This is a genomic window from Planktotalea arctica, from assembly GCF_002105285.1.
In the GTDB taxonomy this organism is placed as follows: domain Bacteria; phylum Pseudomonadota; class Alphaproteobacteria; order Rhodobacterales; family Rhodobacteraceae; genus Planktotalea; species Planktotalea arctica.
Window position 1 is genome coordinate 89,658 of record NZ_MUHR01000011.1, and the last position, 12,939, is coordinate 102,596.

Genomic DNA, 12,939 nt, shown 5'->3' on the forward strand with positions numbered 1-12,939 from the left:
CTTTCATTCAGGCGAAGGTGTCAGATAGGTCTATGCAGGGCGTGCGGCAAGGGCATCGGCAATCACGTCTGTGAACGAGGCCGCATCGTGCACGCGCGCCATGTCGCCCGCCTGCACCGTGATCCCGAAATTGCGCGCCATCGCAGCGTAGCGCGGCTGGCGGTGCGCAAGCGCCTGCGCATAGGTCCACCGGATAAAATCATCCGGATTAACCTCGTCTTCTTTCATGTTGTTTTTGCTTAAATATTCATGCCAAGTTCGCAGCAAGAATTCAGGCTGGTAGGACATGGGTTTGGGCGCTTTGTCAAAGCGTGCGATCAGCTCTTCGGTATGCGCTTCGCTGCCCTCGATCCAGACCATCAAACAGTCTTGCGCAAGTGCGCTCAGCAACGGGTCATCGGGGTCTTCGGGATCAACCCATTCGCAGATCGACCCGCCAGTGTCGCATATGAAGTGATCGTAGCCATAGATCGCCTGTGCACGCTCGATAAAATGGTGCGTGTCCTGCAAGGCGGCGATTTCAGCCGAGCGAAACTGGTCCTGGCGGCGCTGATATTCGGCAAAGGGCAGGCCGCCCTTGGCGTGCTCGCCCGGTTTACCAAGATAGCTCGACACCGGCGCAAGGTTTTCGAAGCTGATGTTAGAGCCGATATAGATACTGTCGGACATCAGCAAATCGCGCAGGAACGGCACTTTCATCGCTTCGCGCTTGGCATTGTCGGTAATATGCTCGCCCATGTAGCGCGTGCCGATGCGGTAATCGACCGAGTAATGAAACCAATTGCCTGCGCCGCGCAAGATATTGGAAACATGGGTTTTCCCAAGACCGGACATGGCAAAGAAAAGCACGCGCTTTTGCGGCGCATCGCGCCAGCTTTGGGCAGTGGGGTACAGCATTCTCGGGCTCCTCGGGCAGGCGGTCTGATTGCCTTGCTACTTGCCCTGCCATTTAGCGTCAACGGCGCGCAGCGCGCGGCCATCCAGAATGATCAGGCCAAGCGCAAGTAGCGCAAAGCCGAGGTAGGCGCGCGGGTGCAGCGTTTCGCCCAAGAACAGCGTCCCAAGCAGGATCGCGATGGGCGGCACCAACAGCGTCACCAGCATCAGAGTGCCGCTGCCTGCCAGCGCCAGAATGCGGTAATAGAGCAGATAGGCCAGCGCCGTGGCGATCACCGTGTAGTATCCGATGGCAAGCCATGTAATCGGTTGCAGGTTCAGCGTGATCGGCCCTTCAATCAGCCATGCTGCGGGCAACATGATAAACGTCGATCCGGTGAGCATGCCCGTTGCCGCGACTTCGGGCTTGAGGCCCGAGAGCCGTTTGCGCGCCCAGATGCCAGCGAAAGCGTAGGATATTGTACCGCCGATCACCGCAAGCTGCGCAAGAGAGCGTGGATCAAAGGCCAGCAAATGCTCCAGCCCTATGGCTGTCGCAACGCCGAAAAAGCCAACGGTGACACCAATTACTTTACGCGCGCTCAGGCGCTCATCGGCAAAGAAAAGCGCGGCAAGCACCACACCGAAAATCGCCGTCGCCGCATTGAGGATCGAGGTTAATCCGCTCTCGATATAAAGCTGGCCCCAGGCCATCAGCGAAAAGGGAATTGCATTGTTCAAAAGCCCCATGCCGAGAAAACCGATCCAGATGCGCCGATCTGTCGGGACGGGCAGGCGTCGGATCAACACATAGCTCCACAGGATAACCATCGCCCAGCCGGTGCGATGCGCGACGGATGTCAGGAACCCCACCTCATTGAGCGCGATGCGAATGGACAAGAACGAGCCGCCCCAGATCAAACCGAGCAGCGCCAGCAGCCCCCAAGCGAGCGGCGAGATATCTTTGCTTTGCGTCATGTCTTTGGCTTGGCCGCGCAATATGCGCGCTTCAACCCGAAACCTGCGCTTTGCGCGTTTCCGACCAGATATTGTAGTAATTTCCCGCAAAAATCAGCGCCGCGCCGACGAACACCCAAGGGTCGAGCATTTCGCCAAAGACCAGCATCCCGATGACCGCGATCATCGGCAAGCGAGTGAAATCTATCGGCATCACCACGGTCGCAGGCGCAATCGACAGCGCCTTGGTCAAACAAAGATGCGCAATAAGACCCGCAAGGCCGACCATCGCCAAAAGCGGCGCGCTCTGCGCCGTCGGAAGCGCGATATCGCCGTCATACCCCGCGCAGATGATCCCGAAAACCAACTGCGTGACGGTGAGATAGGCCAGAATGCAGGTCAGGCTTTCGGTGCGCGTAAGCCGCTTGGTCAACATGCCTGTTGCTGCGAAGCAGATCGCCGAAAGCGCCGCGGCGACGATCCCGATATTCATCGGCGTTGCCCCGGGCCGTGTCACGATCAGGATGCCGATGAAACCCAAAACAGCCGCGATCACCCTTGGCCGCGTCAAACGCTCACCCAGAAAGATCGGCGACAGGATCAGCACCCAGATCGGGGATGTAAATTCCAGCGCAAAAACCTGCGCCAACGGAATCACTGTGATCGCGAAGAACCACAGGTTTTGCCCTGCAAAATGAAACAGGTTGCGCACCAGTTGCACAGGCGCGGTCGCACGGGTGATTTGCCCGAGCGTTCCAAATGCCGCGCCAAAGGCAAAAACCACGACAACCCCCATGAGCGAGCGATACAGCATGATTTCGAACGTATCATACTCCGCCGCGAGCCACCGCCCCGCAACCGCCATGAAGGAGAACGACACGATCGAGCCGATCATCCAGATCGCTGCACGTAATTCAGGGGCGAGCGGGCTCTTCATCTTGCTTTTAAACTCTTCCCGAAGGGCCGGTCAGCCATTATTCCCACTCGATCGTTCCGGGAGGTTTGGAGGTGATATCATAGGTGACACGGTTAATGCCCGGCACCTCGTTGATGATCCGCGTCGCAGTTTCACCCAGAAACTCATGGGTGAAGGGATAATAATCTGCCGTCATCCCGTCTACCGAAGTCACCGCGCGCAAAGCGCAGGCAAAATCATAAGTGCGCCCGTCGCCCATGACGCCAACCGTGCGCACAGGCAGAATGGCGACGAAGGCCTGCCATATCTCATCGTAAAGCCCATGCTTGCGGATCTGGTCGATATAGACCGCGTCCGCCTCTCGCAGAATTTCGAGCTTGGGACGGGTGATTTCGCCAGGACAGCGGATCGCAAGGCCGGGGCCGGGGAAGGGATGACGCCCGATGAAAGAGGGCGGAAGACCCAGCTCGCGGCCAAGCGCGCGCACCTCGTCCTTGAACAACTCGCGCAAAGGTTCGACCAGTTTCAGACCCATCTTTTCAGGCAAACCGCCGACATTGTGATGCGATTTGATCGTCACCGACGGACCGCCGGAAAAACTCACGCTCTCGATCACGTCCGGATAAAGCGTGCCTTGCGCCAAAAACTCCGCGCCCTCGATCTCGCTCGCATGTTTCTGGAACACATCGATGAACAAGCGGCCAATGATCTTGCGCTTGGTCTCGGGGTCGCTTTGCCCGTCAAGCTCGCCAAGGAACAATTCCTGCTCGTCCGCATGAATGAACTGCATGTTATAATTGTCGCGGAACATCGTGACGACTTCTTCCGCCTCGCCTTTGCGCAGCAGACCGTGATCAACGAAGACGCAGGTCAACTGATCGCCGATCGCTTCATGGATCAGAACCGCCGCAACAGAGCTGTCGACGCCGCCCGAAAGACCGCAAATGACTTTTTTGTCGCCCACCTGTTCGCGGATCGCCTCGATCGCTTGCTCGCGGTAGGCGTCCATCGTCCAGTCACCGCTAAAGCCTGCCAGCTTCACGAAATTTTCGTATAGTTTCGCACCGTTGGGCGTGTGATGCACTTCGGGGTGGAACTGCACCGCATAAAAATTGCGCGACGCATCGCCCGTAATCGCAAAGGGCGCGTTGGGCGAAGTGCCGTAAACCTCGAAACCGGGGGCGAGCATGCTGACGTGATCGCCGTGACTCATCCAGACCTGTTCTTTACCGTCCTTGAACCAGCCATCAAGCAAAGGCAGATCATTGGCCTGCTCGACGTAGGCGCGCCCGAATTCAGCGGTGCCGCCGCCGCCGGAAATCTTGCCGCCCAAGACCTTGCCGCCCAGCTGCTCCATCATCACTTGCTGGCCATAGCAAATGCCAAGGACAGGCACGCCATATTCGAACAATGCCTTTGGCGCGCGCGGGCTACCGGCGCGGGTGACGCTGTCAGGCCCGCCCGACAGAATCACCGCTTTTGGCGCGAACTCGGCCAGAAACGCATCCGTGACGTTTTGATAGGGGTGAATTTCGCAAAAGACATTCAACTCACGCAGGCGGCGCGCGATAAGCTGCGTTACCTGGCTGCCGAAGTCGATAATCAGAAGGCGGTCATGGGATATATCTGTCATGTTTACCCTCTATTGCGGGTCTGCGCCCTTCGCAAGAGAGGCGCGGTGCGGATGCGTCAAAAAGAGCGTTTCAAGCCTGATATGTCGGATTTGCATCTGAAAGGGCGCTAACTGCGCGCGCGGCTTTGATTTGGCGCGCTATTCGGAAGGAGAAAACGAACAGCTGGCCGCGAGGCCCATTTTCAGAGGATCACAGATTATGGCAGATGCAGCAGCAGCGCACGGTACACGGCGGGCACGTGGAGGCGGCGGCGCAGCGCGCCGGGCAGAGCGCACCAGCGTCAGCTTTGACACTGCGAAATACATCGAGCGCAACATACCGAATTTCGAAATTCTGACCGAAGAGGCGCTTCAGATCATCGAAGCCAATGCCGAGCAGATTCTTGAAGAGGTGGGCGTGAATTTCGTCAACAATCCCGCGGCGCTTGATCGTTGGCGCGAGGCGGGCGCGATGATCGAGGGCGAGCGCGTGCGCATTCCCAAAGGACTGGCGCGCCAGCTCTGCAAAACCGCGCCAAGCAGCTACACACAACACGCGCGCAACCCTGATCGCAACGTTGTCATCGGCGGCAACACTCTGGTCTGTGCGCCTGTGTACGGCCCGCCCTTCGTGCGCGACGCCGCAGGCGGGCGCCGCTACGCAACCATGGACGATTTCAACAAATTCGTGAAACTCGGGTATATGTCCAAGTGGCTTCACCATTCGGGCGGCACCGTGTGCGAGCCGACGGACGTAGCGGTGAACAAACGTCACCTTGATATGCTGCACGCGCATATGACCCTGTCGGACAAGCCGTTCATGGGGTCGGTGACAGAGCCGAGCCGCGCGCAGGACAGTGTAGAGATGTGCGAAATCCTGTTCGGCAAGGACTTCATCCAAGAGAATACGGTGATGACCTCGCTGATCAACATCAACTCGCCCATGACGTTCGACGATGTGATGATGGGCGCGATGGAAGTCTATGCGCAGAACAACCAAGCCTGCATCATTTCGCCCTTTATCGTCGGCGGCGCGATGGCGCCCGTCTCCGTTGCCGGCACGCTGACGCAGGTTCTTGCCGAAGTGCTTGCCGGCATTGCCTATAGCCAGCTCGTCAAACCCGGCGCGCCAGTGATCTTCGGCGCATTCGTGACCTCGATCGACATGAACTCGGGCGCGCCTACCTTCGGCACCCCCGAAGCGAGCCATATTCTATATGGCGCTGGCCAGCTTGCGCGCCGCCTTGGTCTGCCATTCCGTTCCGGCGGCGGGCTTTGCGGCTCTAAATTACCCGATGCGCAGGCCGCTTACGAGACGGCGCACACGCACAACGCAGCATTGCTGGGCGGTGTGAACTTCATGTTGCACTCTTGTGGCTGGCTGGAGGGGGGGCTTGTGTCCTCGTTCGAGAAATTCGTGATCGATGCGGATCAGCTTGGCATTTTGCACCACCTCGCCAAAGGCGTCGCGCATGATGAAAATGCGCAGGCCATGGATGCGATCCGCGAAGTCGGACCGGGCGGTCACTATCTTGGCTGCGCGCATACCCAGGCCAATTTCAAAGAAGCGTTCTGGCGCACCGAAGTGTTCGATTACAAACCCTACGAGACATGGCACGACGAGGGCGCGCGCGATACGCAAACCCTTGCCAGCGCGCGGGTCGAGCGGATGCTGGCGACCTACCAGCAACCCGCGCTCGACCCTGCAATTGCAGAGGCGTTGAAGGATTACATCGCGAATAAAAAAGCCTCCATGCCGGACGCTTTTGTTTAAGGCCTGAACTCTGAATTGCGCTGTGCTTCAATGATCAGCGCAACCAGCACTTCTACATGACGCGCGGCGCTGTAGGCAGCATCGCGCGTTTTGCGTAGCGCGTTCATGTGGTTTTCCAGATCGCACAATTGCACCAGAACCGCGTTTGCCTTGGGCGGGACCGGGCCACGCAGCACGCGGGGCAGGTGGATTTTGCGGCGGTAATCCTTGGCAGCGATATTGGCCGCCTTGACCAAAAGCTTGGGACGTCTGAGAGCGGCAATTTGCGAGGCAGTGTCAAGCATGTTCGATCCTTTTCAAAGATGTTGAATTGGATTTAGATTACGCAACCTTAAGATGTGTTGCGCTGGGCGTATGAACAACGCACGGCCTGTTCAGTTTTGTTTATCATTTGGAAACAATACTTAACGAAACGGAAGATTGTTAACCATTAGGTAACAATTACCGTTCAGGTTGTGGATAAACCTATGGGCAAATCTTGTATAACAGGGTCAAAACTCGTGACACATCACTCTTCGCACAGCAATATGGACAGACATTCGAACCAGCATTCGGATATGACAGCGCAGGGCAAAGCCCCGCTGCAAACAGCGTCAATCCCAGCATGGGTGCCCGAAGCGGTGCAACGCTATCTGACCCATACCGAAGAAGGGCTGACCATTCGCGAAGTGGCGCGCCGCTCTGGCGCTCACGCTTCGACTGTGTTGCGCCAGATTCGCAAAATCGAAGTGCGCCGCGACGATCCCATGGTGGATCGCGCGCTGCATGCGCTCAGCTCGCAGTTTTTCCACACCGCATCCCCTCAATGCGCCAAGGATACCTCTCACATGAAACACACGCAGCTGCCCGCCGCCGATGCCACCTACAACCCTGATATGGATCGCCAATGCGTTCGCATTCTGCGCCGCCTTTGCGAAACGGGCGCGGTGCTTGCGGTCGCTAAGGGTATGGAAACCGCTGTGGTCGTGCGCGAAACCAGCAGCGGTGCAACAAGCAAAACCGCCGCTGTTTCGGCTGAATTCGTCTCTGTTCTGGCGCTGAACGCCTGGGTAGAGTGCGCCAATCCGGGCCGCATTTCGCGCTATCGCATCACCCATGCGGGCCGGATGAAACTGGCACAGCTCTCCGAGAGCATCGCACCAAGCGAGAGCCTCGAGGCGGGCTTGGCGAGACAGGACAATACTCGCCGCCGCGTGCGCTATAACGCCGCCGAATCTCCCGTCGGTGCCTTGTCACGGCGCAAGGGCAAGGACGGCAAAGCCTTTCTAAGCGATGATCTGGTCAACGCGGCAGAGCGGCTGCGCGAGGATTTTGAACTATCGCAAATGGGGCCGCGTGTGACGCAAAACTGGGACATGTTTCTAACCGCAGGCACCAAACGTGGCAGCGAAAAGGGCGACGGCGTGATCGGCAACGGCCCTGGCGATGCCCGCGAGCGCGTGGCCAAAGCGCTGCGCTACCTCGGCCCCGGGCTTGGCGATGTGGCGCTGCGGTGTTGTTGCTATCTCGAAGGGCTGGAGAGTGCGGAAAAGCGTATGGGCTGGTCCGCGCGTTCGGGCAAGATCGTACTGCGCATCGCGCTGGGGCGCCTGCAGCAATTTTACGACACGGAACTCGGGGATGTGTTGATCGGTTGAAGACGTAGGGCATCTGCGACCCTGTGCGATCCTCCCGCGCACTCGGCCTTGATGTTTTGCCATAGGCGGCGCGCGATATGCTTGCGTGCCGCCTGTTTTATGTCACGTTTCCATGTGTAAGCACGCAGAGCGGCTATGCGCCGCGCTGACTGGCGCGCGCGCTCTTCTATGTTATAAGACAAGAAATCTTATCCCAGCGAGGGCCGAGCACATGCGCGATCTTAAAATTCCAGACCAGCGTCACCCCGAAAAGGCGCATCGCCCCGACAATGCGCAGCCCAAGAAACCCGACTGGATTCGCGTCAAGGCACCCACGGGGGCAGGGTATAAACAGACCCGCGATATCATGCGCGAGAACAAGCTGGTAACGGTGTGCGAAGAGGCCAGTTGCCCCAATGTCGGCGAGTGCTGGAATCAAGGCCATGCCACGATGATGATTATGGGCGATATTTGCACGCGCGGCTGCACATTTTGCAACATTGCGACGGGCAAGCCCGAAACGCTCGATGCGTTCGAGCCGGGGCGCGTGGCCCATGCGGTCGACACGCTTGGGCTCAAGCATGTGGTTATCACTTCGGTGGATCGCGACGATCTGGCCGACGGCGGCGCAGAACATATCGCGCAGACCATTCGCGCCGTGCGCCACCGCGCCCCCGGTACAACGATAGAAGTGCTGACACCTGATTTTCTGAAATGCCCCGATAGTGCGCTTGAGGCAGTGATCGAAGCGCGCCCGGATGTGTTCAACCACAACCTTGAAACAGTGCCCGGCCTTTATCCCACCGTGCGCCCCGGCGCGCGCTATTTCCATTCCTTGCGGCTTTTGCAGCGCGCCAAAGAGCTTGATCCGACGATTTTTACAAAATCGGGCATCATGGTCGGCCTTGGCGAGGAAAAGCAGGGCGTGGGTCAAGTGATGGACGACATGCGCGCGGCGGATGTGGATTTTCTGACCATTGGCCAGTATTTGCAGCCCACTCCCAAGCATCACCGCGTTGACCGCTTTGTCGATCCGGCCGAGTTCAAAGCCTATGAAAAAGCGGCTTGGGGCAAGGGGTTCTTGATGGTTTCGGCCACGCCACTGACGCGCTCGTCCTACCATGCGGGCGATGATTTCGCACGCCTGCGCGATGCGCGCGCGGCGAAATTGGGCTGAACCCGCGATTTTTCTAGAAAAATCACCCCGCGCGCTGCTCAAATGGCTTGCGCCTCAAACGTGGCTGTTCTATCTGCGCGCTATTAAATCCCGCAAGTGGGGATGGGCTCTTGGGGGAGAAATCCTCGCAGCAGTCCGCCGGTTGAGCAAACGCTCATACCCCCACTAAGGCGAAACCGGAAAAGGAAAACGACATGGCTCTTCCAGAGTTCACCATGCGCCAACTGCTTGAAGCAGGCGTACACTTCGGCCACCAAACGCAGCGTTGGAACCCACGTATGGGTCCGTTCATCTACGGCGCGCGTAATGGCATTCACATCATGGATCTTACACAGACCGTTCCAATGCTCGACGCAGCACTGGGCGCGATCCGTGACACAGTCGCCAAGGGCGGCCGTATCTTGTTCGTTGGGACCAAGCGCCAGGCGGCACAGCCCGTCGCGCAGGCCGCAGAGCAGTGCGCACAGTATTACATGAACCACCGTTGGCTCGGCGGCACATTGACCAACTGGAAAACAGTTTCCCAGTCGATCAATCGCCTCAAGTCCATCGACGAGAAGTTCGAGACTGGCTTTGAAGGTCTGACAAAGAAAGAGCGCCTCGGCATGGAGCGCGATCAAGGTAAACTTCAGGCGTCCCTCGGCGGCATCCGCGAAATGGGCGGCGTGCCTGACCTGATCTTCGTCATCGACGTGAAAAAAGAGGCACTGGCCATCGCAGAAGCCAACAAACTGGGTATTCCCGTTGTTGCAATCGTCGATTCAAACTGCTCGCCAGACGGCATTGACTACATCATTCCGGGCAACGACGACGCGGCGCGCGCAATCGCGCTCTACACAGACCTCGCAGCACGCGCAGCGCTGGACGGCATGTCCGCACAGCTTGGCGCAGCCGGTGTTGATCTGGGTGCGATGGAAGAAGCGCTTGTTGAAGAAGTTGTCGCAGACGCGCCAGCAGCCAGCTAAGCCACGCCTGACCTTTAAGAGCGAGGGCAGGGCACACCCGCCCTCGTTTTTCCCATTCTAGGAGATATGAAAATGGCAATCACAGCAGCCATGGTTAAAGAACTGCGCGACACATCCGGCGCAGGCATGATGGACGCCAAGAAGGCGCTTACAGAAACAGCAGGCGACATGGAGGCAGCAATCGATTGGCTGCGCACCAAGGGCCTTGCGAAAGCTGCCAAAAAATCCGGCCGTACAGCCGCAGAGGGCCTTGTTGCTGTCGCGGTGACCGGCGGCAAAGGCGTTGCGGTTGAAGTGAATTCCGAGACGGATTTCGTTGGCAAGAACGCTGAATTTCAAGAGATGGTCGGCGGAATCGCTGCGACTGCAATGGGCGTTTCCGACGTTGAAGCGCTGGCCGCTGCAGACATGGGCGGCAAATCTGTCGCTGACGTGTTGAACGCCAAGATCGCGACAATCGGCGAGAACATGTCCCTGCGCCGTATGGCCGTTGTCGAGAGCACGTCCGTCGTGTCCTACGTGCACAACGCCGTCACAGGCGGCATGGGCAAGATTGGTGTTCTGGTCGGCCTGTCCGGCGAGAACGAGGCATTCGGCAAGCAGGTTGCGATGCACATCGCCGCTGCAAACCCCGTGTCTTTGTCCGAAGCCGATCTGGACCCGGCCGTTGTCGAAAAAGAGAAGCAAGTGCAGATGGATATCGCCCGCGAGTCCGGTAAGCCCGAGCAAGTGATCGAAAAGATGATCGTCGGCCGTATGAAGAAATACATGTCCGAAGTCACGCTTTTGGGTCAGGCGTTTGTTGTGAATCCAGATCTGACCGTTGGCGAAGCGGCGAAAGAAGCGGGCGTTGAAATCACCGGCTTCCATCGCCTTGAAGTCGGCGAAGGCATCGAAAAGAAAACAGAAGATTTCGCAGCCGAGGTTGCGAAAACAATGAAGGGCTAAGGCGCTTTCATTGCTTCAGTGATTAGGCCGCTGTGTGATTTGGTTCGCGCAGCGGCCTTTTTTGTCCTTGAGGGAACGAAAGGGCCGTGGAGATATCGTGTGCGCCTCGACGGGTTACGCGAAAAGTCCAGGACTTGATATCTAATTTCTCTCCAAAGCAGTGGTTCTGACCGGTCACTGTTCCGCACGCTCTGCCGATTAAAACGAAAAAGGCGACGTACCCCGAGGGGGGAACGCCGCCAAAGAAGATCGCCAGCCCGAACATTGGGGATGAGGCAGGCTCGCGATACACACCGGTCAGGCGGTGAACTATACACCGCCCGAACCGGCACCGGATTGCTCCGGTAGAAGGATGTCATGGCCTTGAAATCACAAGGTTAACTTCCAAAGTTCCTAGGCTAAAGCCACCACTCACGGAACCCGTTTACTATGCGTCACTTTGAAGTTGAGAAAAAGTAAAGGATTCCATACCTTTCTAGTTTTCACGGTAAATTCACGCTAGCGATGATCCGCAGGATTAGCGTCAAAATCTGCAAGTTCGAACCGGCTAAAACATCAACAAATTAGCCCACTTTCGAGCGCCGGCTAAGCACAAAGGAAATTAACGCTGGCCGTCTGGCGGCAAAATCCGGCCAGTGCCAAGCAAATTTTCTGTAGATTTGTGTGAAGTGAACGCGTGCGCTGGCGCGTCATAGCCCATCGACGATAAACATCTGATTCTGGAACGAAGCCTTTAGAACTGCCTGCGCCGTCGTTTCCACGCTCAAGGCCTCGCGCGCGAGGCGCAGATGCTTTTCAACCGTCGCAGCCGTCAGCCCCATCAACAGCGCAATGTCCTGCGTGGTCTTGCCATCGCCAACCCATTCAAGCGCCTCGCGCTGGCGCTTGGTCAACGAGCGGCCTTCGGTCTGCTGGGGCAGGGTGACGATCTTCAGATGCGCCACATTGTTCATCACCACGATATCACTGCCATGCTCGGCCCAGATCGCATCGACCTCGTCCTGGCTCATACCTTTGCGCGCAGTCAGCGCAATCGCGCCTTTTGAGCGCGATGTAATCGCCTTAAAACTGATCGAATAGCCCGCCGTCACGCCGTGCATCTGATTGATCTCGATGATGTGTTTTTCGCGCTCCGTCAACGTTCCGCGCGCCATTTCGTCCCAAAGGTAACGCCAGGAACAGGCTCCAACATTATGCAGCGCCCAACGCACCATAGGCGCATCGCGATAGAGGTTGTTGCCCATGAAAAGCTGCATATAGGCGGGGTCATGATTGGTCAGCAAAACGAAGTCCGCAGGATCGCCCATGGAGGTTTCGGACATGTAATGGGAAAATCCGTAGATGATGCGGTCAAAGCCGTATTCGGCCATTTTCTCGCAGTGCAATCGCCACAGAACTTCCGCCGTTGGCGCGCCCGTCAAGGTTTCAAGAAATCTGCGCAGCTCGCTCATACAGCCGCGTGCAAATGCGCATGCAGCGCATCAAGCGCAAGCAGATAGCCCAACGCGCCAAAGCCCGCAATTTGCCCTAGCGCAACAGGCGCGATGTAGGAATGGTGGCGAAAGCTCTCGCGCGCATGGATATTGCTAAGGTGCACCTCAACGCAGGGCAGCTCGATCGAGGCAAGCGCGTCATGCAGCGCCACAGAAGTATGCGTATAAGCGCCTGCATTCAGGATGATACCGTCTTGCGCGCCCTTGGCGGCGTGGATCGCATCGATCAACGCGCCTTCATGATTTGATTGAAGGAACGCTAGCGCGCTCGAGGGCGCGTGAGCGGTACACATGATTTCGATATCTTGCAACGTCGTCGCTCCGTAAACCTCCGGCTGACGCGTGCCCAGCAGGTTGAGATTGGGACCGTTAAGGATAAGAATGCGTGCCATTGGATATGCGCCTTTGTTAGTGCTCCAACCTTGCGCATTCGCGCACAGGGTGTCCAGTAGTCAAAGCGCTTGTTCGACGCGACTTCATGAACTATTTCGCAAAGCATTGCATATCAAGGGGATCGGCTTGTTATAAAAGTTACATAATACTGATTATGCGTGCTTTTCATGCGTAAAGGTGCGCGCTACCTTGAAGTGCGACTCCTATTAGAA

Annotated in this window: 12 protein-coding genes; 5 read left to right on the forward strand and 7 right to left on the reverse strand. The window is 57.6% G+C overall.

Translation table 11 applies throughout. The annotated features are described in order from the left end of the window. Positions 1-30: 30 nt before the first annotated feature. Genes B9P63_RS11105 through guaA form a run of 4 tightly spaced genes read right to left on the reverse strand, consistent with a single transcriptional unit; the run spans position 31 to position 4,382 of the window. The gene (locus tag B9P63_RS11105) at positions 31-897 is read right to left on the reverse strand and encodes an ATPase (RefSeq protein ID WP_085308740.1); all 867 of its coding nucleotides are present in this window, start codon (positions 895-897) and stop codon (positions 31-33) included. 36 nt (positions 898-933) lie between these two features. After that, the gene (locus B9P63_RS11110) at positions 934-1,854 is read right to left on the reverse strand and encodes a DMT family transporter (protein ID WP_085309216.1); all 921 of its coding nucleotides are present in this window, start codon (positions 1,852-1,854) and stop codon (positions 934-936) included. A gap of 31 nt (positions 1,855-1,885) precedes the next feature. Next, positions 1,886-2,770, reverse strand: a complete 885-nt coding sequence (locus B9P63_RS11115) for a DMT family transporter (protein ID WP_245830640.1) — start codon at positions 2,768-2,770, stop codon at positions 1,886-1,888. Between the two features lie 37 nt (positions 2,771-2,807). Continuing rightward, positions 2,808-4,382 carry a glutamine-hydrolyzing GMP synthase gene (gene guaA, locus B9P63_RS11120; protein WP_085308742.1) on the reverse strand — a complete coding sequence of 525 codons (1,575 nt, stop codon included), beginning with the start codon at positions 4,380-4,382 and terminating at the stop codon, positions 2,808-2,810. Positions 4,383-4,581: 199 nt separating this feature from the next. Here guaA and B9P63_RS11125 point away from each other — a divergent pair, with 199 nt between their 5' ends. Next, on the forward strand, positions 4,582-6,135 hold the full coding sequence (locus B9P63_RS11125; protein ID WP_085308744.1) for a trimethylamine methyltransferase family protein: 1,554 nt from the start codon (positions 4,582-4,584) through the stop codon (positions 6,133-6,135). Here B9P63_RS11125 and B9P63_RS11130 read toward each other — a convergent pair. Continuing rightward, positions 6,132-6,419 (reverse strand): DUF6477 family protein, encoded by a 288-nt coding sequence (locus B9P63_RS11130; RefSeq protein WP_085308746.1) that lies wholly within the window; start codon positions 6,417-6,419, stop codon positions 6,132-6,134. The two genes, B9P63_RS11125 and B9P63_RS11130, sit on opposite strands and share 4 nt — an antisense overlap. A 273-nt stretch (positions 6,420-6,692) precedes the next feature. On the opposite strand from B9P63_RS11130, the gene B9P63_RS11135 reads away from it, so the two are divergent. From B9P63_RS11135 to tsf, 4 genes are all read left to right on the forward strand, one after another. Beyond that, positions 6,693-7,772 (forward strand): DUF6456 domain-containing protein, encoded by a 1,080-nt coding sequence (locus tag B9P63_RS11135; protein ID WP_085308748.1) that lies wholly within the window; start codon positions 6,693-6,695, stop codon positions 7,770-7,772. A 211-nt stretch (positions 7,773-7,983) separates the two neighbouring features. After that, positions 7,984-8,928, forward strand: coding sequence for a lipoyl synthase (gene lipA, locus B9P63_RS11140; protein ID WP_085308749.1), 945 nt, complete (start codon positions 7,984-7,986; stop codon positions 8,926-8,928). A gap of 194 nt (positions 8,929-9,122) precedes the next feature. Continuing rightward, positions 9,123-9,893: a 30S ribosomal protein S2 gene (gene rpsB / locus B9P63_RS11145; protein ID WP_085308751.1), complete on the forward strand. Its 771-nt coding sequence runs from the start codon at positions 9,123-9,125 to the stop codon at positions 9,891-9,893. A gap of 72 nt (positions 9,894-9,965) precedes the next feature. Further along, a complete protein-coding gene (gene tsf, locus B9P63_RS11150; protein WP_085309220.1) occupies positions 9,966-10,841 on the forward strand; it encodes a translation elongation factor Ts in 876 nt (291 codons plus the stop codon). A 689-nt stretch (positions 10,842-11,530) separates the two neighbouring features. Here the strand turns inward: tsf and B9P63_RS11155 are convergent. Beyond that, a complete protein-coding gene (locus B9P63_RS11155; RefSeq protein WP_085308753.1) occupies positions 11,531-12,292 on the reverse strand; it encodes a LuxR family transcriptional regulator in 762 nt (253 codons plus the stop codon). Then, a complete protein-coding gene (aroQ, locus tag B9P63_RS11160; RefSeq protein WP_085308755.1) occupies positions 12,289-12,726 on the reverse strand; it encodes a type II 3-dehydroquinate dehydratase in 438 nt (145 codons plus the stop codon). The genes B9P63_RS11155 and aroQ overlap by 4 nt, the downstream gene beginning before the upstream one ends. Between the last annotated feature and the right edge of the window lie 213 nt (positions 12,727-12,939).

Coding starts and splice junctions, on each gene's coding strand:
- B9P63_RS11105 (WP_085308740.1), bottom strand. CDS start 897: ATGCTGTACCCCACTGCCCAAAGCTGGCGCGATGCGCCGCAAAAGCGC.
- B9P63_RS11110 (WP_085309216.1), bottom strand. CDS start 1,854: ATGACGCAAAGCAAAGATATCTCGCCGCTCGCTTGGGGGCTGCTGGCG.
- B9P63_RS11115 (WP_245830640.1), bottom strand. CDS start 2,770: ATGAAGAGCCCGCTCGCCCCTGAATTACGTGCAGCGATCTGGATGATC.
- guaA (WP_085308742.1), bottom strand. CDS start 4,382: ATGACAGATATATCCCATGACCGCCTTCTGATTATCGACTTCGGCAGC.
- B9P63_RS11125 (WP_085308744.1), top strand. CDS start 4,582: ATGGCAGATGCAGCAGCAGCGCACGGTACACGGCGGGCACGTGGAGGC.
- B9P63_RS11130 (WP_085308746.1), bottom strand. CDS start 6,419: ATGCTTGACACTGCCTCGCAAATTGCCGCTCTCAGACGTCCCAAGCTT.
- B9P63_RS11135 (WP_085308748.1), top strand. CDS start 6,693: ATGACAGCGCAGGGCAAAGCCCCGCTGCAAACAGCGTCAATCCCAGCA.
- lipA (WP_085308749.1), top strand. CDS start 7,984: ATGCGCGATCTTAAAATTCCAGACCAGCGTCACCCCGAAAAGGCGCAT.
- rpsB (WP_085308751.1), top strand. CDS start 9,123: ATGGCTCTTCCAGAGTTCACCATGCGCCAACTGCTTGAAGCAGGCGTA.
- tsf (WP_085309220.1), top strand. CDS start 9,966: ATGGCAATCACAGCAGCCATGGTTAAAGAACTGCGCGACACATCCGGC.
- B9P63_RS11155 (WP_085308753.1), bottom strand. CDS start 12,292: ATGAGCGAGCTGCGCAGATTTCTTGAAACCTTGACGGGCGCGCCAACG.
- aroQ (WP_085308755.1), bottom strand. CDS start 12,726: ATGGCACGCATTCTTATCCTTAACGGTCCCAATCTCAACCTGCTGGGC.